General features: G+C 52.9%; 24 protein-coding genes and 1 riboswitch. Of the genes, 16 read left to right on the top strand and 8 right to left on the bottom strand.

Annotated elements, in window-relative coordinates:
• Positions 1-45 precede the first annotated feature (45 nt).
• The gene (locus tag FJM65_RS10105) at positions 46-1,002 is read left to right on the top strand and encodes an alpha/beta fold hydrolase (protein ID WP_219855970.1); all 957 of its coding nucleotides are present in this window, start codon (positions 46-48) and stop codon (positions 1,000-1,002) included.
• A 46-nt stretch (positions 1,003-1,048) separates the two neighbouring features.
• Positions 1,049-1,612, top strand: a complete 564-nt coding sequence (locus FJM65_RS10100; protein ID WP_140621376.1) for a hypothetical protein — start codon at positions 1,049-1,051, stop codon at positions 1,610-1,612.
• A gap of 83 nt (positions 1,613-1,695) precedes the next feature.
• On the opposite strand, the gene FJM65_RS10095 is transcribed toward FJM65_RS10100, so the two are convergent.
• Positions 1,696-2,187 (bottom strand): peroxiredoxin, encoded by a 492-nt coding sequence (locus tag FJM65_RS10095; RefSeq protein WP_140621375.1) that lies wholly within the window; start codon positions 2,185-2,187, stop codon positions 1,696-1,698.
• A gap of 141 nt (positions 2,188-2,328) precedes the next feature.
• On the opposite strand from FJM65_RS10095, the gene FJM65_RS10090 reads away from it, so the two are divergent.
• The 11 genes from FJM65_RS10090 to FJM65_RS10040 all read left to right on the top strand — a co-directional run bounded on the left by FJM65_RS10090 (position 2,329) and on the right by FJM65_RS10040 (position 11,888).
• Entirely contained in the window at positions 2,329-3,021 is a 693-nt protein-coding gene (locus FJM65_RS10090) for a glycosyltransferase family 2 protein (RefSeq protein WP_140621432.1), read from the top strand.
• A gap of 58 nt (positions 3,022-3,079) precedes the next feature.
• On the top strand, positions 3,080-4,417 hold the full coding sequence (locus tag FJM65_RS10085; protein WP_140621374.1) for a glycosyltransferase 87 family protein: 1,338 nt from the start codon (positions 3,080-3,082) through the stop codon (positions 4,415-4,417).
• Between the two features lie 100 nt (positions 4,418-4,517).
• Positions 4,518-4,907, top strand: a complete 390-nt coding sequence (locus FJM65_RS10080) for a DoxX-like family protein (protein ID WP_140621373.1) — start codon at positions 4,518-4,520, stop codon at positions 4,905-4,907.
• Between the two features lies 1 nt (position 4,908).
• A complete protein-coding gene (locus FJM65_RS10075; RefSeq protein ID WP_140621372.1) occupies positions 4,909-5,649 on the top strand; it encodes a DUF2071 domain-containing protein in 741 nt (246 codons plus the stop codon).
• Complete coding sequence (locus tag FJM65_RS10070; RefSeq protein WP_239022911.1) at positions 5,646-6,395, top strand: class I SAM-dependent methyltransferase; 750 nt, start codon at positions 5,646-5,648, stop codon at positions 6,393-6,395. Before FJM65_RS10075 ends, FJM65_RS10070 begins: the two co-directional genes overlap by 4 nt.
• Positions 6,379-6,792, top strand: a complete 414-nt coding sequence (locus tag FJM65_RS10065) for a hypothetical protein (RefSeq protein ID WP_140621370.1) — start codon at positions 6,379-6,381, stop codon at positions 6,790-6,792. Before FJM65_RS10070 ends, FJM65_RS10065 begins: the two co-directional genes overlap by 17 nt.
• Positions 6,793-7,129: 337 nt before the next feature.
• Positions 7,130-7,615, top strand: coding sequence for a hypothetical protein (locus tag FJM65_RS10060; RefSeq protein ID WP_140621369.1), 486 nt, complete (start codon positions 7,130-7,132; stop codon positions 7,613-7,615).
• 52 nt (positions 7,616-7,667) lie between these two features.
• Positions 7,668-9,017, top strand: coding sequence for a GntP family permease (locus tag FJM65_RS10055; protein WP_140621368.1), 1,350 nt, complete (start codon positions 7,668-7,670; stop codon positions 9,015-9,017).
• A 90-nt stretch (positions 9,018-9,107) separates the two neighbouring features.
• Positions 9,108-9,659: a hypothetical protein gene (locus FJM65_RS10050; protein WP_140621367.1), complete on the top strand. Its 552-nt coding sequence runs from the start codon at positions 9,108-9,110 to the stop codon at positions 9,657-9,659.
• A 54-nt stretch (positions 9,660-9,713) separates the two neighbouring features.
• Positions 9,714-9,779: riboswitch (Fluoride riboswitch) on the top strand.
• 43 nt (positions 9,780-9,822) lie between these two features.
• On the top strand, positions 9,823-11,121 hold the full coding sequence (locus FJM65_RS10045) for a voltage-gated chloride channel family protein (protein ID WP_140621366.1): 1,299 nt from the start codon (positions 9,823-9,825) through the stop codon (positions 11,119-11,121).
• A gap of 32 nt (positions 11,122-11,153) precedes the next feature.
• Positions 11,154-11,888: an acetolactate decarboxylase gene (locus FJM65_RS10040; RefSeq protein WP_219855969.1), complete on the top strand. Its 735-nt coding sequence runs from the start codon at positions 11,154-11,156 to the stop codon at positions 11,886-11,888.
• A gap of 15 nt (positions 11,889-11,903) precedes the next feature.
• On the opposite strand, the gene FJM65_RS10035 is transcribed toward FJM65_RS10040, so the two are convergent.
• Positions 11,904-12,587 carry a DUF2461 domain-containing protein gene (locus tag FJM65_RS10035; RefSeq protein ID WP_140621365.1) on the bottom strand — a complete coding sequence of 228 codons (684 nt, stop codon included), beginning with the start codon at positions 12,585-12,587 and terminating at the stop codon, positions 11,904-11,906.
• A 175-nt stretch (positions 12,588-12,762) separates the two neighbouring features.
• Here FJM65_RS10035 and FJM65_RS10030 point away from each other — a divergent pair, with 175 nt between their 5' ends.
• On the top strand, positions 12,763-13,878 hold the full coding sequence (locus FJM65_RS10030; RefSeq protein ID WP_181163686.1) for a L,D-transpeptidase family protein: 1,116 nt from the start codon (positions 12,763-12,765) through the stop codon (positions 13,876-13,878).
• A 141-nt stretch (positions 13,879-14,019) separates the two neighbouring features.
• On the opposite strand, the gene FJM65_RS10025 is transcribed toward FJM65_RS10030, so the two are convergent.
• Positions 14,020-14,628 (bottom strand): TIGR04282 family arsenosugar biosynthesis glycosyltransferase, encoded by a 609-nt coding sequence (locus FJM65_RS10025; protein WP_140621363.1) that lies wholly within the window; start codon positions 14,626-14,628, stop codon positions 14,020-14,022.
• Positions 14,615-15,133 (bottom strand): rhodanese-like domain-containing protein, encoded by a 519-nt coding sequence (locus tag FJM65_RS10020; protein WP_239022910.1) that lies wholly within the window; start codon positions 15,131-15,133, stop codon positions 14,615-14,617. Before FJM65_RS10020 ends, FJM65_RS10025 begins: the two co-directional genes overlap by 14 nt.
• 176 nt (positions 15,134-15,309) lie before the next feature.
• Here FJM65_RS10020 and FJM65_RS10015 point away from each other — a divergent pair, with 176 nt between their 5' ends.
• Positions 15,310-16,674 (top strand): NAD-dependent succinate-semialdehyde dehydrogenase, encoded by a 1,365-nt coding sequence (locus FJM65_RS10015; RefSeq protein WP_140621361.1) that lies wholly within the window; start codon positions 15,310-15,312, stop codon positions 16,672-16,674.
• A 603-nt stretch (positions 16,675-17,277) separates the two neighbouring features.
• Here the strand turns inward: FJM65_RS10015 and FJM65_RS10010 are convergent.
• The 4 genes from FJM65_RS10010 to FJM65_RS09995 form a co-directional block, all read right to left on the bottom strand.
• Positions 17,278-18,042, bottom strand: a complete 765-nt coding sequence (locus tag FJM65_RS10010; protein WP_140621360.1) for a YdcF family protein — start codon at positions 18,040-18,042, stop codon at positions 17,278-17,280.
• 151 nt (positions 18,043-18,193) lie between these two features.
• On the bottom strand, positions 18,194-18,415 hold the full coding sequence (locus FJM65_RS10005) for a DUF2905 domain-containing protein (RefSeq protein WP_140621359.1): 222 nt from the start codon (positions 18,413-18,415) through the stop codon (positions 18,194-18,196).
• Positions 18,416-18,455: 40 nt separating this feature from the next.
• Positions 18,456-19,058, bottom strand: a complete 603-nt coding sequence (locus tag FJM65_RS10000; RefSeq protein WP_140621358.1) for a hypothetical protein — start codon at positions 19,056-19,058, stop codon at positions 18,456-18,458.
• Positions 19,059-19,071: 13 nt separating this feature from the next.
• A complete protein-coding gene (locus FJM65_RS09995; protein WP_140621357.1) occupies positions 19,072-19,896 on the bottom strand; it encodes a metallophosphoesterase family protein in 825 nt (274 codons plus the stop codon).
• Between the two features lie 301 nt (positions 19,897-20,197).
• Between FJM65_RS09995 and FJM65_RS09990 the strand changes: the two genes are divergently transcribed.
• Positions 20,198-22,645 (top strand): type IA DNA topoisomerase, encoded by a 2,448-nt coding sequence (locus FJM65_RS09990; RefSeq protein ID WP_140621356.1) that lies wholly within the window; start codon positions 20,198-20,200, stop codon positions 22,643-22,645.
• Positions 22,646-22,724 lie beyond the last annotated feature (79 nt).

Raw genomic sequence — 22,724 nt, 5'->3', positions numbered from 1 at the left:
CGGCTGCCGCTTTTTATGCTTGTTTATACTTCTCGCTTACCAACTATGCCCAAACACCAACACTTGCTGCAGGAATCCATCTTTATACCTGTTACGGCTACCGACACGCTGCACCTGAAGCGCTTTAGCCAAGACAGGCAGGGGCCTCCGGTATTTCTGGTGCACGGCTCCATCGAGAACGGGCGGATTTTTTACTCTGCCTCAGGCAAAGGTTTTGCACCCTGGCTGGCTCAGCAGGGCTACGATGTGTTTGTGGCCGATCTGCGCGGGCGCGGCAAAAGCACACCTGCTATCTCAGGCAAGTCAAAATTTGGGCTGAGCCATACCTTACAAGAGGACTTTCCGGCCTTTATCGGCAAAATTATAGAGCTGAAGGGCGATGTGCCGCAGTACTGGGGTGCCCACTCCTGGGGCGGTGTGCTGATGCTGGCATACCTGGCGCGGCCCGCGGTGCCGGTACAAGTGCAGGCCATGGCTTTTTTCGGCAGCAAACGGCGCATCAGCATCCGCAGCCTAAAAAAGTTCTTTATGGTAGATGTGATGTGGAACTGGGTAGGCAAAACAGCCGCAGCCACCACCGGGGCGCTGTTTGCCCAGCGCCTGGGCATGGGCTCCGACAGCGAAACCCGCCTGTCGCACCGGCAGACGCACCACTGGGTGGTGCAGCGCCGCTGGCTCGACTGGCACGACAAATTTGACTACGCCAACGCCTTGCAAAACATGCATTTGCCTCCAACGCTATACCTGGCCGGCGCCAACGATACCGTGCTGGGCCACCCGCAAGACGTGGAGCACCTGAAGAACGAAACGGGCTGTAGCCGCAGCAGAGTAATGCTCCTGAGCAGGCAGAACGGCAACAGGCACAACTATGGCCACATCGATATGCTTACCCACCCGGATGCACCGCACGACCACTTTTTAGAAGTGCTGCGGTGGTTTAAAAATGCCGGAGCCATGCAACCTCCCTCACCGGAAAAGGGTCTAACTGATACAGTGAACTAATAATTTGGTAACTTACCAGCGCGAAAGCTTTTCCGTTTCCCATACCATGAAGACTACAGTTAAATCGTTTTTCCTGCTGATACTGGCCTCTGCCACCCTGGCCGCCTGCGATGATTGCGGGAATATCAGCATTACCGAGCCTACCCCTGAAGACAGCCAGTGGCTGGTGTACGGCACCGGCGACACTGCCCTTTTTAAAGACCAGGCCGGTAACACGATAACGTATTTGCGCACCGGCATCTATGCGCAAAACGTACCCGGGGACGGATTCTCTGTAACCGATGACTGCGTTTCGCAGCGCAACACACAGGTAACCAATATCATCGAAGACAAAGACCGAAAACTGCCTTATATGGGCACTTACATCCTGAAAAAGCCGGATTCTCTTATTGTAAAAATTGGCGTGGGAGACAAAGCCGCCTGGAACATCACCTCCAGCACCCCTACCGAAGACTATAAGTTGAATGACACCCTATACACAGCCTATATTCTGGAGAGAGCGGACACAGCCACAGAAGGGCCTGCCAAAGTATACTTCACCAAGGAAAAAGGCTTTGTAAAAGTGGAGTTCGATAACGAGAACTCGCTGGAGTTGATTAACGTGTATTAACCCGATAAGTATAATTCAGCAAAAAAGAAAGGCAGCCTGCTATGTGCGGGCTGCCTTTCTTTTTTGATGTGAAAATTTCTAAACTATGCTTTTTTATAGTGCTTGTCTTCGCTGTTGATCTCACGCAGCACCTCCAGCGCCGTGCTTACGTGCTCCAGGGGCTTGGTCATGGAGTTGAAGATGTAGCGCACAGTACCCTCCTGGTCGATGATGTAGGTTACACGGCCGGGCAGAAGGCCCAGCTTACGCGGCACCCCGAACAGCTTGCGGATTTGGCCGCCCTGGTCGCTTAGCAGGGTAAAAGGCAGCTTGTAGCTCTGCTCAAACTTCTGGTGCGACTCCACGCTATCGGAGCTGATGCCTACCACCTCTGCCCCCTGCTCCTTAAACACCTCGTACTGGTCGCGAAACTGGCAAGCCTGCTTGGTACAGCCCGGCGTGCTATCTTTCGGGTAAAAATAAAGCACAATGTTTTTCTCCCCCACCAGGTCGTACAAGCGAAAAAAACCGCCGTCTTGGCGTTCCAGCTCAAAATCAGGCACTTTGTCGCCTACCTTAATGTCTTCCTCTCTCATAATGATTGTGTTTGGTAACTGTTAAAACCTGCCTCTCAGCAAAAGGTTTACCTGCAAAGGTAATGCCGTAGCATGCAGATTATCAAAGAAAAACAGCAGGAATGGAATCTGTCCGGGAATTTGGTCATCTTTGCCGCTTCTATGCCCCGAATAAACGTTATTATACCCGCTTACAACGAAGAAGCCTCCATTGCCAAGGTGGTAAAAGCCATACCTGCCGGTTTTGTGCAGGAGGTGATCGTGGTGAACAACAACTCCACAGACCGTACGGCCCAGGTAGCCGCCGCCGCCGGGGCCACCGTGCTGCACCAGCCCAGCCCCGGCTATGGCAACGCCTGCCTCAAGGGCATCGCTCATGCCGCCGCCAAACCCGCCGAAACACGGCCCGACATCATCGTTTTCCTGGATGGGGACTACTCTGATTACCCGGAGGAGATGGTGCGGCTGGTGCAGCCCCTTGTGCAGGGGCAGGCGGAGATGGTGATCGGCTCCAGGGCCTTGGGGCAGCGGGAGAAAGGCTCGATGATGCCGCAGCAGGTCTTCGGCAACTGGCTGGCCACGACCCTCATCCGGCTGCTGTACGGTGCCCGCTTCACCGACCTGGGCCCTTTCCGAGCTATAAAGCTAGACACGCTGCTGGCCCTGGGCATGCGCGACCGCAACTACGGCTGGACGGTGGAGATGCAGGCTAAAGCCGCCAAACAGAGAATAAGGTATACTGAACTACCGGTTTCCTACCGCAGGCGCATCGGCGTTTCCAAAGTCTCGGGTACGGTAAAAGGCTCCGTGATGGCGGGATATAAGATCATCCTGACTATATTTAAATACCTGTAGGCAAAGTTTGCGTAACGGGTAAAACGATGATGAACGCAGCATAAGTCCCGCTCCACGAATGGCACCCGTAAAGCGCAACATACTCAGCTACGCAGCTCTGGCTGTTTCGGCGGCGGCTTATGCGGCGCTGGCCTACGCCACGCCACGCACCGGCTTTGCACAACTGGTGCTGCTCTACGCCGTGGTGTTCATTGCCTACCTTTATGTATGCCGGCAGCGCATACACCTGTGGCACGGCATCGCGGCGGCCATCCTTTTCCGGCTTATTTTTCTGTTGGCCACCCCTGCCCTGTCGGACGATTACTTCCGGTTTGTGTGGGACGGGCGGCTGCTGGCGGCGGGACTGAACCCTTATTTATACTTGCCAACTTTCTTTCTGCAGCCGGAAGCGCCGCAGGTGCCGGGCCTAACACAGGAGTTGTTCGGGCAGCTGAACTCGCAGGGCTATTACAGCGTGTACCCGCCGGTGTCGCAGGCGGTGTTTTGGTTGGCGGTGCAGCTCTCTCCGCAAAGTATACCAGGAAGTGTGGTGGTGATGCGGCTTATACTTTTGCTAGCCGAGGCCGGAAGTATACTGCTGCTCTGGCGCCTGCTCCGCAAAATGGCCCTCCCCGAAAAGCATGTGCTGCTCTACGCCCTCAACCCGCTGGTTATAGTTGAGCTGGTGGGCAACCTGCATTTTGAGGCGCTGATGATCTTTTTCCTGCTGCTGGCGCTGTACCAACTGTTTTACCACCGGCTAGTGTGGTCGGGTATGGCGTTTGGACTGGCCATCGGCGCTAAGCTGCTGCCGCTCATGTTCCTGCCCTTCGTGCTCCGGAAACTGGGCTGGCGGCAGTTTATACTTTACGGCACGGTGGTGCTGATCACGGTGGTGGCCCAATTTGCGCCGCTGGTGAACCTGCAGGTGCTGCAGCATATTTCCCAGAGCCTGGACCTATACTTCCGGAAGTTCGAATTTAACGCCAGCGTGTATTACCTGCTGCGCTGGCTGGGCTTCCGGGTGGCAGGCTACAACATCATCTCCATAATTGGTCCGCTGCTCTCGCTCGTTACGCTGGTCGCTGTTTTAAGTATGGCCTCGGTTAAAAAGCTCGGTTCTGTAAGGAGGATGGCCGGCTACATGGCTACGGCTTTAGCGGTATACCTGCTGCTTTCCACCACCGTGCACCCCTGGTACCTCACCACGCTGCTGGCCCTCACCGTCATGAGCCACTTCCGCTTCGCCGTGGTTTGGTCGGGGCTGGCCATACTTACCTACGCCGCCTACCGCACCCCCACTTACCAAGAGGGCCTGCTGCTGGTAGCCCTGGAGTATAGCCTGGTGTTGCTCTGGCTGACGGTGGAGCTATACCTCTACCGCCAGCGCCGCCACCACGCCAGGTTGAATGGGTAAAGTATAAATAGATTTTTCTATATTTAGAGGAAGAGTATGAATCCTAACACTAATCTATTTTCCGTTTACGGCTATCAACCTCAACCATTATACACAACTAATGACGGAGAGAAACATACAACTAGTCCTAGCCTGTGGCATTGCAGCCGTTTGGTTCGTTAACGGTTTATTTTGCAAGGTGCTTAACCTGGTTGCCCGTCATGAGCAAATTGTTTCCCGGATTCTGGGGAGCGACTACTCCAGGGAGTTAACGATAGTGATCGGTATTTCTGAAATCGGTATGGCTCTGTGGATTCTGACAGGTATAAAGTCACGCCTAAATTCCATAGTTCAAATACTTATAGTAGCCACCATGAACATACTGGAATTTATACTTGTGCCCGACTTACTGCTTTGGGGTAGGCTTAACATACTTTTTGCTTCCTTTTTTATACTTGCTGTGTACTACAACGAGTTTGTGCTGAATAAAGAAATATATCAAAAGGCTTAGCATGCTCTCATTCCTGAAAAACCATCCGTTTGCTGTCGAAGCCTTCTTTGAGAAGTCAATTGTCTTAACATACGCGGTTCCTAAAACCCAGCTTCAGGGCCTTATTCCGAAATGCCTGCAACTGGACACGTTTAACGATGAGTGGGCTTTTATAGCCGTGGCGATGGTTAGGACAAAGGATCTCCGGCCAAAGGGACTGCCTAAATTCATGGGCAATGACTTTTTCCTGATTGGCTATAGAGTATTTGTAAGATACACGAACAATGCCGGGAAGAGATTGCGCGGTTTGTATATTCTTAAGTCTGAAACGGATCAGAAGAAAATGGAAATAATGGGGAATATGTTTACCCACTACAACTATACCACAACAGACATAAAGCAAACCTGCCTAGGCCATCTAACGGAAATATCCTCAAACCACTCGGCTTTCAACGTTTCTATAGACTACTCTGACGAAACCGCTCCTTTACCAGGCCAATCACCCTTTGCAGATTGGAAGGAGGCAAGGCGCTTTGCAGGGCCGCTGCCGTTCACATTCACATACAATGCCCCCACGCGGGAAATATTAATTATTGAGGGCGTTAGACAGAACTGGACACCAAAGCCAGTGAAGGTAGTGGAACATACTTTTCCATTCTTGGAGTCTCTTAACCTCAAAAGCCCCGTGCTGGCCAATGCTTTTATGATTGAAAATATCCCCTATTACTGGAAAAAAGGCAGAATTGAGCAATGGGTGAGATGAGGAAGCCTTTTCAGGGAGTAACCAACATCATCAGGTTTAACTGGCATTTTTATGCCCTTGCACTGTTGCTGGTTATACTTTTGTTGCTTATTGCCTACCACACCGACAATTCACTACAGCCACTCATTTATACTTTTTGCATACTGGTTTCAGGGTCAACGGCTATTTCCTTGTTGGTGTCGCTGTACGTGTACGACCTGTCGGGGCTTTACAGCCTGAGTTGGGTTGATCCACAAAACACAATAGGCCATATCATAAACATCCACGCAGGCTTTGACGAGACAAGTACCCTGCTGCAGGACAAGTTCAGGCATGCCGAACTGAAAGTGCTTGATTTCTACGATCCGGTAAAGCATACCGAGATCTCTATTAAGCGGGCACGAAGATCCTACCCTCCTTTCCCGAAAACCAAGCAAGTAAAAACCACTGATTTGCAGCTAATTACTGGGTCTGCTGACAGAATATTTGTGATTTTTTCGGCTCATGAGATAAGGGATGAAAAAGAGAGAGCTTTATTTTTTCAAGAGTTGGCAAGGATTCTAAAGCCACAAGGGCAAATCTACATCACTGAACACCTGAGAGATTTACCCAATTTCATAGCCTATAACATTGGCTTCTTTCACTTCTACGCCAGGCGCTCCTGGCTAAAGGCTTTCAGAAACGCAAGCCTTAACGTCCGGCAAGAAATAAAACTCACGCCCTTCATCTCAACCTTTATACTTAGTAAAAATGGAAATACACTTTAAGATCATCGGCATTTTACTGATTTTGTTGGCACTTGCCCACGCTGTATTTCCAAGGTATTTTAATTGGGACGAAGAACTGAAATCATTGAGTCTGATAAACAGGCAAATGATGACGGTTCATACTTTTTTTATTGCCCTGGTCGTCTTTCTTATGGGTATACTTTGCCTGACATCCGCCCACGAGCTGGTTTCATCCGGCCTTGGCCAAAAAGTATGTTTGGGCCTGGGCTTGTTTTGGGCAGTTCGGCTTTACTTTCAGTTTTTTGGTTACTCTCCAGACCTCTGGAAAGGCAAGCGGTTTGAAACAACGGTGCATGTACTTTTCGCTTTCCTGTGGTCATATTTAAGCTTCATTTTTCTGGCCACTTATTTCGTGAACATGCAGGCAACTTTCTGAGGCTTAAAACTGCCCATAAACTTAACTTTATTTGACCACAACTACCGCCACCCCGCGAACCTGTATGGGTAAAGTATAAATATAATTTGTTATATTTAAAGGAGTGAGTAGGTTAAGCCGTCGGCAGTGGCCTGCACCGCACACTACTACCTGTTAAACTATAGCCAAAGCACAAAATAAGCTCATGAAAAAATTCTTGATCCCCTTACTCGCAGTGCTTGCTGTGGGTATATTGTCGTACAATTACCCTCCTTTAAGCTTTCTCTTGCTTATCGTCATTGCTTTAAGCCTCATCATCCTATTGATTACAAGCATTGTCAGAGTTTTTCGCAGGAACATGAGCAACAACTGGGTAAAAGTGCCTGTCATGGTTGGCGTCATCTGCCTTGTCGGGATACTGTTTGGCTTGCTGCGCCCCCTGGAACCTGCCATACTTCATTCTGGAAGCGTGAACGAGGTGTTGGCCTATGCCTACAAAACCGATCAGGCAGACAGGAAAACGCTTAAGTCCTATATTATCCGGAGTGAATTAGTTAGGCGGGACAGCATACGGCTTAACCAGGTGCAAAGGCTCTGCAAGAAACAAAAGATCGCAGCGCCTAAAGACAAGTTTCATGCTGCTTTTATCTTCCATCATGGCAAAAAGAGCTCGCTCTTCAAAACCGCCCATGAGTTGGCCAGCGAGGCTGCCGCTGTAAAAGAGCTAAAGGATGATTACCTGGTGCAGTGGTTAGCCAAGGCAACGTATGACAGGTGGATGGTTTCTCTGGGCAAACCCCAGAAGTATGGCACACAGGAGACGTTTAGCGTCAGTGTGCAATAGAAAACTGAACAAGGTTTAAAAGCCTGCCCTACACCCCGAAAACAAAGTTTGCATGATCGACTACTCCCTCCTGCTTGCCGTTGTCGCAGGTATAGCCCTGTTGCTGATCCTGATTTTATACTTTAAGCTGCAGGCTTTCCTTTCGCTGCTCATTTCCAGTATTGCTGTGGGCTTGCTGGCGGGTATGCCGGCCTCCGACATAGTCCTTAACATCCAGAAAGGGATGGGCAGCACGCTTGGGTTCATTGCCGTTGTCATCGGTTTGGGGGCCATGTTCGGCGCCATCCTGGAGAGCTCGGGCGGAGTGCAGTCGCTGGCGGCTTTTATACTTCAGAAGACCGGCGAGAAACGTGCTTCCTGGGCCTTGGCGGCTACAGGTTTCCTGGTCAGCATTCCCGTATTCTTTGATGTGGCCTTTGTGATACTGGTGCCGGTGGTGTATGCCTTGCAGAAGAAAACCGGTCGCTCTCTGCTGTTTTACGGCATTCCGCTGCTTACCGGCCTGGCCGTAACACATGCGTTTATCCCACCTACGCCCGGCCCTGTGGCCGTAGCCGATATTTTGGGCGCCGACCTGGGGCTGGTGATCGCGGCGGGCTTGCTGGCCGGCATACCTGCTACCATCGTGGGCGGTCCCATGTTTGCCAGCTTCATCACCAAAAGAATCCATGTCGAGACGCCCGCTTCTTTTGTAGAGGCTGAGGCTACACCGCAGAAACTGCCATCTCCAGGTATGATTCTGGGCCTGGTGGGTCTCCCGCTGGTGCTCATCCTGATGAACACGTACCTCGACAGTCCCTTGGGTGCCGGCATCCCCCTTTCAGAGAGAGCTGTAAGCTGGATCAAAATGCTGGGGCACCCCTTTGTGGCCCTTATCCTGGCGAACCTGCTGGCCTGGTACCTGCTGGGCCTGAGGAGAGGCTTCAGCCGCAACGACCTGCTCTCCATCACCTCCAGTTCCCTGGCTCCGGCCGGCTTGATCATACTTATAACCGGTGCGGGCGGGGTGTTCAAGCAGATCCTCACCGAAACCGGGGCTGGCCAAATGCTGGCCGAGGTGATGACGAGTTACGGCCTCTCCGCCTTCTTCTTCGCCTTCCTCACGGCAGCGGCTATCCGCATCTTGCAGGGCTCTTCCACGGTGGCCATGATCACGGCAGCCGGCATGACGGCCGCTTTCCTCGAGGGTGCCGCCTTCACCGACATGCACCGCGCCCTAGTGGTGATCGCCATCGCCTCCGGGGCAAGTATACTTTCGCACGTAAACGATAGCGGCTTTTGGCTGGTAAGCAAATACTTCGGCCTCACCGAGCGCCAGACCCTCCGCTCCTGGACCGTGATGACCACCCTCATCGCCCTCACCGGCTTTGGAATGGTGCTGTTGCTGAGTGTGGTATTTTAGGAGGGTGTAGAGGAATATTTTTATTTTGGCAGTAACTTCAAACTGATTCGCCGTCAGGATGCTATTCAAACACAATGGAGGGGCTAGAGCATGGAAAATAATCGTCTTGTTATCGAAGCGAACGCACTAAATGTTCATTTGACATTTGTCCCTCGCCCTCCTTTAGCGTTAAAGTTAGTGTTGATAACGTTATGCATGCTGGCCATAGTCCTGCCCATGGTATTGCTTGCTTATTCCAAAGAAAGGGAGCAAGGACTGATCTTCTTAGGAGCCTTGGTCTTCTACGGTGTAATATACCTGATGTTAGGCAAGTATACTTTGTGGAACCTGTTAGGCGAGGAAAGGTTAATTGTCAGCACAAAGGCTGTTAACTATCAGCACCACTTTGGTTTTTTCAATGCGCCATGGAAAGCCGAAAAATTCGACAACATTTTTGTAATTTTTAATAAGACACAGGAAATCAACAAACAGAACTATGGGCGGATTGGATTTGTCGCGGAAGATGAAAATGGTATCCCCTTCTATCTGTACAGTACCTCAATAAATATTTGTGAAGAGAAAGCGAATGAGGCGATAAACACAATAAACGAACTTTTTAGGCAAGAGCAATTAACGAAGTTTGGGGTAATACATGAAAATTGATGTTCGCTACCAACTACGCCTCTCCCCACTTTCAGAAAAATAACTAAATTCGCAGCTACAACCGGCAATGATGTCTGCCTGGAACCGCTCTGCCGCAGAGCTGATGACGTCTGCTTAAATAGCCTGAAAACAGGCTGATGTAGACTCATTTTATACTTGTTATATGAACTTCAGGGAAATTAAAAGACATCTCGCCTCCATCGAACAAATCCCCGCGCTTGTTTACCTGCTCAAGTGGCTGCTGATCTGCAGTGGTTTGGGCATATTGGTAGGCTCGGCCTCTGCCTTTTTCCTGTATGCGCTGGAATGGGCTACTAACTTCCGCGAAAGCCACGTCTGGATCATAGCCCTGCTGCCGCTGGGAGGCTTTATCATCGGCCTGAGCTACCATCTGTGGGGCAGCTCGGTGGTGAAGGGCAACAACCTGCTGCTGGAGGAACTGCACCAACCTAAAGACATCATCCCGTTCCGGATGGCCCCGCTCGTGCTGTTCGGCACCATCCTTACCCACTTGTTTGGCGGCTCGGCAGGCCGCGAGGGTACGGCGGTACAGGTGGGCGGCGCCATCGCCGACAGGCTTACCAAAATACTGCGCCTAAAACCCCGCGACCGCAAGGTACTATTGATAGCCGGTATCAGCGCCGGCTTTGCCTCTGTGTTCGGTACGCCACTGGCCGGGGCTATCTTTGCGTTGGAGGTTTTGGTATTGGGACGTATTCAGCTGGATGCTCTTATCCCGAGCTTTCTAGCAGCCATATTGGCCAACTATGTCGGGCACCTGTGGGAGGTGCCGCATACTATTTACAGTATCGATCTGGTGCCGGAGCTAACGGCTGTAAACCTACTTTGGGCGCTGTTAGCCGGTATACTTTTCGGGCTGGCGGCGCTAACCTTCTCCAAACTCGTCCACTTCTGGACCGACCTGTTTAAGGCCAAGATTGGCTATCCGCCGCTGCGCCCGGTGCTGGGCGGTGTGGTGCTGGCGGCGCTGGTGTTTGCCATGGGCACCACCAAGTATATCGGCCTGGGCATCCCTACCATTGTGGCTGCCTTTAACCAGAACCTGCCCAGCTACGATTTTCTGCTGAAGATACTGTTCACCACCTTTACCTTGGGCGCTGGCTTTAAGGGAGGCGAGGTAACGCCGCTCTTTTTTGTGGGAGCCACGCTGGGCAACGCCCTGGCCTGGTTCATGCCGCTGCCGGTGGCGCTGCTGGCGGGTATGGGCTTTGTGGCGGTGTTCTCCGGGGCAACCAACACGCCTATCGCCTGCACGGTAATGGGCATTGAGCTCTTCGGGATAGAGGGCGGCGTGTTTATTGCCATTGCCTGCGTCACGGCCTATCTTTTCTCCGGCCACACCGGCATCTACTCCTCCCAGATCGTGGGTAGCCCCAAGCATTTGCTGTTTGGCCGGCACAAGGGTTTGCCTTTGTCGCAGGTCAAGTATAAACGCAGGTAAAACACCGCTTCAAAGTATAAATGACCAAAACGATGATAAAAAGTTTAGCCTCCACCGCCGCGGTACTTGCTTCCATACTTCTGGCTGGTTGTGATGCCGCCACATCTCGGACAGAAAATACCTCCAACGCAGAAGTGCAGGTAACCGGCGCCATGAAAAATGTGATGCGCAAAGGCGAGCTCTTCGGCACGATTGATCTCGATACCATCTCCAACAAAACCCACCTGTACGGACTGGGGCCGCTGGAATACCTCCGTGGCGAACTGCTGATCGTGGACGGAAAAGCCTACAAATCCACTGTGCTTTCTGACTCTACCATGCAGGTGGAGGAAACATTCGCAGCCAAGGCGCCCTTCTTTGTGTACGCCAATGTTGCTAACTGGCAAGAGCATACTTTACCCGACTCAGTGCAGACCATGCCGCAGCTGGAAGTATACCTGGATGAGGCGACCAAAACAGCCACACGTCCTTTCGCTTTCAGGCTGAAAGGCACGGTGCAGGCGGCGCACGTACACATCGTAAACCTGCCGGAGGACACAAAAGTAAGTTCCCCGCAGGAGGCGCATCAGGGGCAGGCAACCTATACCTTTCAGGATGCTGAGGCGGAAATTATTGGTTTCTACTCCACAGAGCACAAGGCCATCTTCACCCACCACGACTCTAACATGCACCTCCACCTCATCACCTCGGATAAGTCGAAAATGGGGCACCTGGATAAAGTAAAGTTCGGGGCAGGAAGTATGAAACTATACTTGCCGCAGGAATAACCGGGCAGTTTATACTTACTCCTCCCCCATGTCCTTCAGCGGGTGCGTCAGGAAATCGTTGAGCGGCTTCAGGGCCTGAAACCCCTCCAGCACCACCTGCAGGAAGTCCGGGCGCAGCACCGTTTCATCCGGGAGCGGCATCACGGCGTTCCAGCTCTTGAAGCGCAGGTAATGGATGGCCGGGTTGTCTTTGTCGTAGCCTTTGGGTGTGGTTTTCAGCTGCTCGCCCTCAACTTCTCCAAACTTCTGCTTAAACTCCTCCGACTCCACCAGCGCCTTAAACGCATCCAGGTTGTAGTCAATTTCCTGCCGCACCGCCTTCAGCTCCGGTGCCGGTGGGTACCACAGCCCTCCCGCCAGGAAAGACTTATTGTCGCCGGCCAGGTGCAGGTAATAGCCCGGAAGTATGGATTTGCGCCCTCCCTCGGCCACATACGCCCCGAAATGATCTTTGTAAGGCCGCTTGTCCTTTGAGAAACGCACATCGCGGTAGATCCGGAACACCAGGTCCTTGCCCTGCTGGCCGCGGGCGGCGGGCTCGAAATGCTGCATCTCCAGCAACAGCTCGTTCAGAAAACCGATGTAGTTTTTGCGCGCTTTCTCGTAGCGCGGCTTGTTCTCGTTAAACCACTCGCGGGTGTTGTTCTGGGTCAGTTCTGCTAAAAAGGCAAGGGTACTTTTATCAATTTCGGATGCCATACTTCGGTTTTCTTTCGGATGCGACAAATGTCATTATTTACAGGGAACAAAGCTACTACCTTAGCCGGACATGAAAAACTCCAAGCCAACGGCGCTCGGTTGCTTTGCAACGTATACTTTAATACACGCTGTTCCGTTCCTTATGCTTCGCTTACCGCACATATTTTTTGTTTTGATGTTATCGGTAACAGGAGTGTTTGCCCAGGAACGGGAGCACCCCTATCGCCCTTACAGCAAAGAGCGCCTGGAGCAGGCCATATTGCAGTACGAGTCCATCGCGCACGCTGCTGACTGGCATACTTTTCCGGGGGATTTGCTACTGCGCCCCGGCGACAGCAGCAAGTTTGTGCCGCAGCTGCAGGAAAACCTGATGCTCACCGGCGATCTGCCCGCAGACCATGCCTTAGAAGAAGCCAGCTACACGTCTAAGCTGAGTACTGCCGTGCAGCACTTCCAATGGCGCCACGGCCTCGCCGCCGACGGCATTTTAGGACCCAACACCGTAGCGGCCCTGAACCAAAAGCCCGGCAAGCGCCTGGAGCAGCTCCGCATCAACCTCTCCCGCCTCGACTCCACTTTTACAAACCAGCAGGAGCCGTACGTTGTTATCAACCTGCCGGAGTATGTGCTGCAGGTGGTGGACAGCGGCAGAACGTTTCTGCAAATGCGCGTCATCGTCGGCAAGCCCAATTTAAAAACCTACCCTACACATTCCAGGCTCGACATGGTAGTGCTAAACCCATACTGGCAGGTGCCCACCTCTATTGCCGTAAACGAGATCGTGCCCATCTTGCGCAGAAACCCCGGCTATCTGGCAAAAAAGAACATGATCCTGGAACGGTCTGACGGCATAAGCTGGCACCGCGTTAGCCCCTGGAGGGTGAACTGGCATAGTATAACCCACGCCAACTATAACTATCGCATTGTGCAGCTAAGCGGTCCGCAAAACGAGCTGGGACAGGTAAAGTTTCCGTTCCCGAACCGCCTGCCGCAGTACCTCCACGACACGCCCGGCAAGCAGCTGTTCCAGTACCCGAACCGCGCCTTTAGCCACGGCTGCATCCGCCTGGAAAAGCCTGTAGAGCTGGCATATTACCTCCTGAAGCGCGGCTCCGGCTACACCACCAAGCAGATAGACAAACTTTGGGCGCAGGGCCGTGCCAACCACTACGTGCGGGTAAAAAAGCCGGTGCCGCTGCACATCGTATACTTAACGGCTTGGGTAGATGAGCAAATGCAGGTCCACTTCCGGGACGATGTGTATGGCTATGATGCCTTGATGGGGCTGTAAGGAGTTAGAGAGGTAGAGAGTTAAAGAGGTAGACAGTTAGAAGGTTATACTTGTAGAGACGCTATACTTTTCGTCATTATACTTCCCCAACACCCTCAATTAATGAAGGTGGATTGGGAGATTAAAGCCAGAAAGTATAAACTACAGCCCAAAATCCTGCTGCGTCTCTTCGTCCAGGTCGCTGAGTTCGTCTATATCCGAGAGGCGGGGCAGCAGCGCGTAAGGCAGTTGCAGTTGCTGCACATCCTGCATGGTTTCCTGAAAAACGTGCTCTGTGCTCCACTGCTTGTTTTGGAACAGCCGCGGGTACAGGCAATTCATGCCCAGCAGGTAATAGCCGCCGTCCAGCGCCGGTCCGATCACCACCTCATGCGTTTCCAGCTCCTGGTAAGCCCGTGCAATAATCTCCGGCGTCAGTTGCAGGCAGTCGCTCCCGATGATGACCACAGAAGTATAGCCTTCCAGAAAGGCCTCTGCAAAGGCTGCCTGCATTTTTTTGCCCAGGTCGCCCTCCGTTTGCACCCGCTTTTGGTATACCTGGTTTGGCCACAGGTCCTCCTGGTTAACAGTTCCGGTATAGTATACCCGTTTATCAACAGGCAGTTGCTGCGTAACCTGGCGGGTGTGCTGCAACAGGTGCACGTATACCTCCAGCGCCTTTTCGGGACCAACAGCCGCAGCCAGCCTGGTTTTTACCTTGCCCAGCTCGGGGTTGCGCACAAACAGCAGAAGCAGCTTATTCTTTTCCATATACTTTGTTTCCTTTCTGCAACCACACACCCCAGGCTTTGGAGTAGGCATGCACCCGGTCTGTGGCTCCCTGATCATCATATATCGGCTTGCTTTGATTCACCCATTCAAAAATGCCGCCGTAGAGGTGCCGCACATTGGTATAGCCTGCCTCCTGCAGCTGCTCCCCCACCCGCTCGCTGCGGTAGCCCACGGCGCAGTAAAGTATAATAGGCGTATCTTTGGGCACCTCCTGCAGCTGCGCCACCTCAAACTTCTCAAAATCTATAAAGCGGGCTCCGGTCAGGTGACTTACCCGGTACTCTTCCGGCTGCCGCGTATCCAGCAGCAGCGGCTTTTCTTCTCCGGCAGCAAGTATAGCTTCCAGCTCGCGGGGCTGCAGCACCCGCACCGTGCCTTTGTATAGTCCTTTCAGCATCAGTGCGTAAGCTTTGTCTGTGGGCTGATGGCAGGCCTGCAGCACCAGAAGCCAGCAGGAAGCGCTTAGAAGCAGGAGTTTCTTCACGATGAACAAGTATCCACTACACAGGTTATACATACAGCCGCTAAGGCTTTTATCAATTATTGGAGCAAATCCGTAGCCAAATATAAGCAATAAATCGGCATCGGGCTGCCGGCACCTGTAAGCCTGCCCCAGCCGACTTGCGTATATTTACAGCTCAGAACCTAAACTACAAAACTATGGCCATAGAAACCGTGAACCCAGCCACTGGCGAGGTGGTAAAAACCTTTACTCCACATACATCCGAAGAAGTTAAACAAAAAATAGAGGCAGCCGAGAAAGCTTTCCAGCGTTGGCGCGACGTGAGTTTTGAGGAGCGCGCCAGGCACATGAACCGGCAGGCCGATATTCTGGAAAACGAGGCGGAGAAGTATGGCCGCATTATTTCCCTGGAGATGGGCAAGCCCCTGAAAGATGCCATTGCCGAGGTAAAGAAGTGCGCCCTGGCCTGCCGCTACTATGCCGAGAATGCCGCTGATTTCCTGGCCGACGAGGAAGTAGACACCAAGGCAGAGCGCAGCCTCATTGCCTTTGAGCCGCTGGGCGTGGTGCTGGCTATCATGCCCTGGAACTTCCCGTTTTGGCAAGCTTACCGTTTTCTGGCCCCGGCCCTGATGGCCGGCAACGTGGGCCTGCTGAAGCATGCCTCCAACGTGCCGCAGTGCGGCCTGGCGATTGAAGAGATCGTGCGCAAGGCTGGTTTTCCGGAGGATGTTTTCCAGACGCTGCTGATCGGCTCCGGCGAGGTGAACGCGGTAATAGAGCACCCCTACGTGAAGGCGGTTACCTTAACAGGCAGCGAGGGCGCAGGGTCGAAAGTGGCCGAAAAAGCCGGACAGGAGATAAAGAAAACGGTGCTGGAACTGGGCGGCAGCGACCCTTTTATTGTGCTGGAGGATGCCGACCTGGAGAAAGTCGCTGAGTTAGCCGCCAAATCGCGGATGGTGAACGTGGGCCAGAGCTGCATCGCGGCCAAGCGCTTTATTGTGGTAGAAAGTATAGCCGACCAGTTTCTGCAGAAGTTTAAGGAGAAGATGCAAAGCCTAAAGACCGGCGACCCGCTGCAGGACGACATCGACTATGGTCCGCTGGCACGCGTGGACCTGGCCGAGGACCTGGAGAAACAGGTTCAGGAGTCGATAAAAAAAGGAGCTGAAGTGGTGCTGGACGGCGGCCGCGAAGGAAAAGACAGCGCCTACTTTAAGCCGATGATCCTGAAAAACGTGAAGCCCGGCATGCCTGCCTACGAGGAGGAAATGTTTGGTCCCGTGGCTGCCGTAATGATAGTGCAAGATGAGGAAGAGGCCATAAAAGTAGCAAACGATTCCCGCTTCGGCCTCGGTGGCGCCGTCTGGACGCAGGACAAAGCGCGCGGCCTGCGCGTGGCGCGCCAAGTTGAAACCGGCGCTATGTTCGTAAACGCGCTCGTTGCCTCCTCCCCCGAAATGCCTTTCGGCGGCATCAAAAAATCCGGCTACGGCCGCGAGCTCTCCTACCTGGGCATCCGGGAGTTTGTGAACCAGAAAAGCATTTGGGTGGAGTAGGTTTTGATTGTTGGTTGGTGGTTGTTAATTGTTGGTTGTTTTTTCAGAGCCAGGTGGCTGCCTTTGAACTTGCGTGTTTATACTAATATCGACTGAACAATTCGCATGGATTGGTTCCACAGTTTAACAACAGCCTAAAACCCACCCCTAGAGAGCTACGCTCGCTAGCTCAAAACTCACGTTTTGGCTAGTCCAGAGGAGGGGAATTATACCTCACCCTCTCCTAAGAACAGGAGAGGGAGCTCTACATTACCGGGTCCAACCACCCCTGCCCCTCCTTAGCTAAGGAGGGGAACTCCGTTCAAGCTCTGTCAGCGGTGGCTATCGAATCTGTTCCCATTCTTTCCGTGGGGGTATCCCCCAAGAGCGCCTTCTAGATTTCCGGTGCCCATAAGGGCATTGCGACGCAGGAGCAAAGGAAGTGTAGACAGCGCGATGCGGGAAGGTGAGGCCTCCCGGCCTTGAGGGCTCCAAAGCCAGAGGTAAAACTATACTTTGTAAGACTGAGGATGAACGGCAGATAGAAAGAATGGCTTGGCTCCAGTTACAGGAAGCGGTGGCAAAAGTATAAAGGCACAGGCGGACGCTTGCGCCAGAGTATCTTTAACAATACCCTAAAACCTTATACACCACATACCCCGCTATTTCATGAACGAGGTGCTGCCACCCCTCGAAGGCTACGGCATTGGGGATGATCATATAGTCTGGGGTGTAAATGGGGGCGGAAGAGTAAAAATCGGTGGGATAGCTATCAAAAGTGACCCCTGCTTTAGTAAAACAGCCTGCCGCACGGCGCATGTGGAAAGCAGACGTTACCAGCAGCACCTTCTGCCACTCCGGGTGCTGCTGCAGGATTTTAGCCGTGTTCAGGGCATTTTCGCGGGTGTTTACAGCGCCTGTCTCTACGATCAGATCCTCCTCCGGCACGCCCGCCTGCAGCATAATGCGCTTTAGCTGCTCTGCTTCCGGCACCATCTCGTCCATCAGGAAGCCTTTTCCGCCGGTAATCAGAATCTTATTTACTTTGCCCAGCCGGTACAGCTGCAGCGTGTGCAGAAACCGGTCGGCCCCCTTTTTAGTGTGCACCCTGTCTGTCGCCTCCGGGTGATATTCCGTAACGCCAGTCAGCAGCACGGCCACATCATACGTGCCTACCTCGCGCACCGGCACCGGCCTTGCCTCCCATGCGCGCCAGGCCAGGTTTGCCAGAAAAGGGTTGCTCAGCAACAGCAGCATTGCCAAGGCACCAAGCAGGCACCTGCGCCTCCAGATTGCCGACTTCAGGAACACAGCCAGAAACAATAGCAGCAGCACCCACACAATGGGCAGCAGAAGGAAGTCCAGGGTTTTGGAAAGTATAAAGAACATGGCTCAGAAGATCAGCCAAAGCAGCAGAAAAACCAGCGCCATCGCCAGCAAAGCGTATAGGTCTTTGTGGAATTGTAGTCTCATGCAGGTTTATACTTTGGCGGCGGCAAGTTAGGAAAGTATGGCCAAAGTATAAAGCAGCCGTATCGGCCTAAAAAAACTTACGCAGCAGCCACAGCACCAGCGAGAAGAAAATGCTGAGCAGAAGCATGCTGGTGATGGGCGCGTAAAAACGCAGGTTCTTCTTCTCTATTCTGATGTCGCCGGGCAAGTGGCCAAACCAGCTGAACTTGTCGCCGGCCAGCCATACCATCAACCCCACCGCCACAAGTATAACCCCTAAGACAACGATGGTTTTCCCGATTGGCTGCATCCTGTTTTTGGTTCGCTACAGATCAAATATACAGTTTTCCCTAGAATCCTGCCCGCACGCCCACCGCGAAACTAATGATATCCCAGGCATTCAGGGTCGGGTCCTTTACGGCAGAGGTCACGATCAGGTCATAGGTGCCTACCTCTCCGTACAGCGTCAGTTCTTTAAAGCGTTTGCTGCCCGCAAGAGGCCGGTGCAGCTCCGCGCCCAGGCCGCCCGTTACGCGCAGGCTGCTCGTCCACCAGTAATAGTTTTTAGGGTATGAGCTATCCCAGGAGGAGGAAAACTGATCGCGGAAGTAATAGCTCAGCCCCAGGTTCATGCGCAGTGGCGTCAGTTTATACTTCTCGCGCAGGTCCACCCGCTTCAGGGGTTTATAGATGCCCCGCACCGTGAGCAGGTGCAGCACTTCTTCGGCGTCGAATTTAGGCACAAAGCCATACAGGAGCTCGGCATTTACTTTATCATGCGCAAAGCTGTAGTTAGGCCCAAAGGCCAGCATCCCCACGTTGCCTGCAAACTGCAGCGTCAGGGCGTCCGGGGCGTACCATTTACGGTTGTTCTCGGTTGTGTTCTGCGCATAGCTCAAAAAAGGCAGGCAAAGCGCGAGCAAAAGCAAAGGCAAGAGTATCTTCTTTTTCATCTGTTCGGCCCTTTTAAAGTTGAACGCGCTCAAAACTCACCTCATCCCCCACCACCGTGAACACGATGTACTCCAGATGCTCTGTGGCATCCGCCTCCAGCACCGGCACCTCCTCTCCGAACGGGAAGTGGTACTTGTAGTTGTGGTTGTGCCCGTGCAGCGAAAACGTGACATGATACTTCCTCATCAGCTCGCCGTAAGCCTGCGTGTTTTCCTCTCCGAACTCCATGTTGGTCGGCGGGATGTGCGACACAACAAAGATGTTCTCGTACCCTTGCGCCGCCTGCAGCTCTTTCTCCAGCCACTCCAGGTCGGGCACCTTTTTGTCAAACTCCAGGTAGTTGGTGTTGAGAAGTATAAACCGGGAGTTGCCCACCGTAAAACTCACGTCGTAGTCGCCGTACATAGCCGAGAAGACCTGTTTGCCGTTGTTGATGGCATCGTGGTTGCCAACCACAGCCACATAAGGCACATTTAGGGTTTTAAAGTCCTCGTGCACCAGCTTAAACTCCTTCGCCAGCCCAAAGTCCGACAAGTCGCCGCCAATTAGCACAAAGGCGACATTCTGGTGTTGGTTGATGTGCTGCACCACTTTCTCGTTCTCTTCATAAAAGCCTTGGGTATCGGCAGTAAGTATAAAGCGGAGGGTATCGGAAGCGGAAATGGGGAGCGCCTCAATTTTGGCGATGTTCCGGCCGTTGATGTTCTTCTCGTCCTCGTCCAGCCTGATCTCGTAGGGGCTGTACTCAAACTCCTCGCAGGCTTGGCTTAGCAGGCCCAGCAGAAGGATAGCCGCCGCCAAAAAGCCGCGGCTATACCATTTTTTTATAGTAAGCATTTTCTTTATCGTCGTTCTTCTATCTTCGCTTTTACAGCATCTAGTTCATCAAAGTTTAGCATTAATCTCCACAGCTTTAGCACTATACCTTAAATCATCGAAATATAACTTTACAAGTATACTTTTTGGCAGCAGCCACTATACTTAATGTACGATGGTGATAATTTAACCGGCCACTTTGGCTAAGGTTTATTCTTCCAGCCTTTTTGGCGGCAGGTATAAGTATAGATTTTATTCGCAGATGAGGCGCAAAAGCGTTAAATTTGACATCTGTATCACGCCATACTAAACCCATAAAAGCTTGAAAGTCTGTATTGCTGAGAAACCGAGTGTAGCCCGCGAGATTGCCATGGTGATTGGTGCCAAAACCAAGAAAGATGGCTACTTTGAGGGCAACGGCTACCAGGTAACCTGGACCTTCGGCCACTTCTGCACCCTGCGCGAGCCCGACGACTACCGCCCCGAGTGGAAGCGCTGGAGCCTCTACGACTTGCCCATGCTGCCCGAGAAGTATGGCATCAAGCTGATGAAGGACAGCGGCGTACAGAAGCAGTTCGGGATCATTAAAAAGCTGCTCGATAATGCTGAAGAGGTAATAAACTGCGGGGACGCCGGCCAGGAAGGGGAAGTGATACAGCGCTGGGTTTTAACGGAGGCAAAGTATAGAAGGCCGTTCAAACGCCTCTGGATCTCCTCGCTTACCGAGGATGCCATACGCCAGGGCTTTGCGCAGCTAAAGGAGGGTTCGGAGTTCGACTCGCTGTACCAGGCGGGCAAGAGCCGCGCCATCGGCGACTGGCTGCTGGGCCTGAACGCCACGCGCCTGTTCACCTTAAAGTATGCCAACGGCAGCCGCCAGACGCTTTCCATCGGCCGGGTGCAGACACCCACGCTGGCCATGCTGGTGAACCGCCACCACGAGATCGCCAACTTTGTGCCGCAGCCCTTCTGGGAGCTCAAAACCGTATACCGCGACACCACTTTCTCCAGCACCAACGGGCGTTTTCAGAAGGAAGAGGAGGCGCAGAAGATTATGGAGGCCATCAAACAGGATGAGCTGACGATCACGGACGTGGAAACGAAGAAAGGCACCGAATCGCCGCCCAAGCTTTTCGACCTGACCTCGCTGCAGATCGAGTGCAACAACAAGCTCAGCCTCTCGGCCGACGAGACGCTGAAGACGGTGCAGAGCCTGTACGAGAAGAAGGTTGTCTCCTACCCGCGCGTAGACACCACCTTCCTCCCGGACGATATTTACCCGAAAATTCCAAGCATCCTGGGCGGTTTGACCAACTATAAGCAAGAAGTCACGCTGCTGCTGCAAAGCAAGATCCGCAAGACAAAGAAAGTCTTCAACAACAACAAGGTTACTGATCACCACGCCATCATCCCGACAGGTGCCTCGGCCGGCAATCTATATGGCCGGGAGGCCGATGTGTACGACATCATCACGCGCCGCTTCATTGCCGCCTTTTACCCGGACTGTATCGTGAGCAACACCACGGTGATGGCCGAGTCGGCGGGTTATACGTTCAGGGTGCGTGGCAAGCAGATCCTGGAGCCGGGCTGGCGTGTGCTATATGGTGCCGATGACGTAAAATCGTCGGATGCGCCTGCAGGTAAAGACGGCAAAGAGGAAGAGGAAGCCGCTGGCGTGCTGCCGAACTTTGAGAAAGGTGAGCACGGGCCGCACGAACCGATGCTGGAGAAGAAGATGACCAACCCGCCCAAGGAGTATACCGAGGCCACGCTGTTGCGCGCCATGGAAACGGCAGGTAAGCAGATGGATGACGAGGAACTGAAAGAGGCGCTGAAGGAGAACGGCATCGGCCGCCCCTCTACCCGCGCCGCCATCATCGAAACGCTGTTCAAGCGCCAATACATCCGCAAGGAGAAAAAGAAGATCGTGCCGACGCAGATGGGCATCGACCTGATCGGGGTGATCAAGAACGAGACGCTGAAGTCGGCGGAGATGACGGGGCAGTGGGAGCGCAAGCTGCGGCAGATAGAGGGCGGCGAGTTTCAGGCGGAGGCTTTCTTAAAAGAGCTGCAGGAATTCGTGACAAACCTGGTGCAGGAAGTAAAGTATGACCGCGCCACCGTAACCCTGGAGCCGCAGCAGGAAGAGAAGCCAGCCGCCAAGGGCAAGAAGAAGCCGGCAAGTATAAAATCCGCTGAGAAGAAAGAAGCCACTCCAACCAAAGGGCTCGGCTCCTGCCCTGCCTGTAAAGAAGGCCACATCCTGAAAGGCTCGAAAGCCTATGGCTGCATCCGCTTTAAAGAGGGTTGCCGCTTCTTGATACCTATTGAGCAGCACGGCAAGGAACTGACCGAGAAACAGGTGACGGCGCTATTGAGCAAAGGCAAAACACCCACCATCAAAGGTTTTAAAAACGAGCAGGGCGATAGCTTCGATGCCATCCTGAAACTCGATAACAATAACCAACTGGTGGTGGAGCAGGTGGAGAAAACCGCTGCCAAAGATCCGTTTGAACAGTGCCCGCGCTGCAAGCAAGGCAAATTATTGAAGGGAAAGGCCGCTTATGGCTGCAGCAGGTTTAGAGAGGGCTGTAAGTTTGTAGTGCCATTTGAGATGGGCGGCAAGCAGCTCACAGAAAAGCAGATCTCCTCGCTGCTTCTGAAAGGAAAGACCCCAAAGATCAAAGGCTTTATCTCCCAGAAAACCGGGGAGCCCTTTGAAGCCAGTTTAGTCCTGAACGAGCAGTGGCAGGTGGTGTATCAGTTTTAGAAGCCAAGCTCAGTGCAGACAAAGAGCAGCGTGTTTATACTTTAAAATGGATTCCTGCGCCAGCCACGCCGCCTGAGTC

Origin of the sequence: Pontibacter mangrovi, from assembly GCF_006385705.1 — a bacterium.
Classification (GTDB): domain Bacteria; phylum Bacteroidota; class Bacteroidia; order Cytophagales; family Hymenobacteraceae; genus Pontibacter; species Pontibacter mangrovi.
This window is presented reverse-complemented; position numbering and strand designations above follow the sequence as displayed.

Excerpts from the sequence above, each read along its gene's own strand:
- FJM65_RS10040 (WP_219855969.1), top strand. The coding sequence starts at position 11,154 with ATGATAAAAAGTTTAGCCTCCACCGCCGCGGTACTTGCTTCCATACTT.
- FJM65_RS10000 (WP_140621358.1), bottom strand. The coding sequence starts at position 19,058 with ATGAAAAAGAAGATACTCTTGCCTTTGCTTTTGCTCGCGCTTTGCCTG.
- FJM65_RS10010 (WP_140621360.1), bottom strand. The coding sequence starts at position 18,042 with ATGTTCTTTATACTTTCCAAAACCCTGGACTTCCTTCTGCTGCCCATT.
- FJM65_RS10030 (WP_181163686.1), top strand. The coding sequence starts at position 12,763 with ATGTTATCGGTAACAGGAGTGTTTGCCCAGGAACGGGAGCACCCCTAT.
- FJM65_RS10075 (WP_140621372.1), top strand. The coding sequence starts at position 4,909 with ATGCTCTCATTCCTGAAAAACCATCCGTTTGCTGTCGAAGCCTTCTTT.
- FJM65_RS10080 (WP_140621373.1), top strand. The coding sequence starts at position 4,518 with ATGACGGAGAGAAACATACAACTAGTCCTAGCCTGTGGCATTGCAGCC.
- FJM65_RS10085 (WP_140621374.1), top strand. The coding sequence starts at position 3,080 with ATGGCACCCGTAAAGCGCAACATACTCAGCTACGCAGCTCTGGCTGTT.
- FJM65_RS10025 (WP_140621363.1), bottom strand. The coding sequence starts at position 14,628 with ATGGAAAAGAATAAGCTGCTTCTGCTGTTTGTGCGCAACCCCGAGCTG.
- FJM65_RS10005 (WP_140621359.1), bottom strand. The coding sequence starts at position 18,415 with ATGCAGCCAATCGGGAAAACCATCGTTGTCTTAGGGGTTATACTTGTG.
- FJM65_RS10105 (WP_219855970.1), top strand. The coding sequence starts at position 46 with ATGCCCAAACACCAACACTTGCTGCAGGAATCCATCTTTATACCTGTT.
- FJM65_RS10070 (WP_239022911.1), top strand. The coding sequence starts at position 5,646 with ATGAGGAAGCCTTTTCAGGGAGTAACCAACATCATCAGGTTTAACTGG.
- FJM65_RS10090 (WP_140621432.1), top strand. The coding sequence starts at position 2,329 with ATGCCCCGAATAAACGTTATTATACCCGCTTACAACGAAGAAGCCTCC.
- FJM65_RS10035 (WP_140621365.1), bottom strand. The coding sequence starts at position 12,587 with ATGGCATCCGAAATTGATAAAAGTACCCTTGCCTTTTTAGCAGAACTG.
- FJM65_RS10055 (WP_140621368.1), top strand. The coding sequence starts at position 7,668 with ATGATCGACTACTCCCTCCTGCTTGCCGTTGTCGCAGGTATAGCCCTG.
- FJM65_RS10095 (WP_140621375.1), bottom strand. The coding sequence starts at position 2,187 with ATGAGAGAGGAAGACATTAAGGTAGGCGACAAAGTGCCTGATTTTGAG.
- FJM65_RS10045 (WP_140621366.1), top strand. The coding sequence starts at position 9,823 with ATGAACTTCAGGGAAATTAAAAGACATCTCGCCTCCATCGAACAAATC.
- FJM65_RS10065 (WP_140621370.1), top strand. The coding sequence starts at position 6,379 with ATGGAAATACACTTTAAGATCATCGGCATTTTACTGATTTTGTTGGCA.
- FJM65_RS10015 (WP_140621361.1), top strand. The coding sequence starts at position 15,310 with ATGGCCATAGAAACCGTGAACCCAGCCACTGGCGAGGTGGTAAAAACC.
- FJM65_RS10050 (WP_140621367.1), top strand. The coding sequence starts at position 9,108 with ATGGAAAATAATCGTCTTGTTATCGAAGCGAACGCACTAAATGTTCAT.
- FJM65_RS10100 (WP_140621376.1), top strand. The coding sequence starts at position 1,049 with ATGAAGACTACAGTTAAATCGTTTTTCCTGCTGATACTGGCCTCTGCC.
- FJM65_RS10060 (WP_140621369.1), top strand. The coding sequence starts at position 7,130 with ATGAGCAACAACTGGGTAAAAGTGCCTGTCATGGTTGGCGTCATCTGC.
- FJM65_RS09995 (WP_140621357.1), bottom strand. The coding sequence starts at position 19,896 with ATGCTTACTATAAAAAAATGGTATAGCCGCGGCTTTTTGGCGGCGGCT.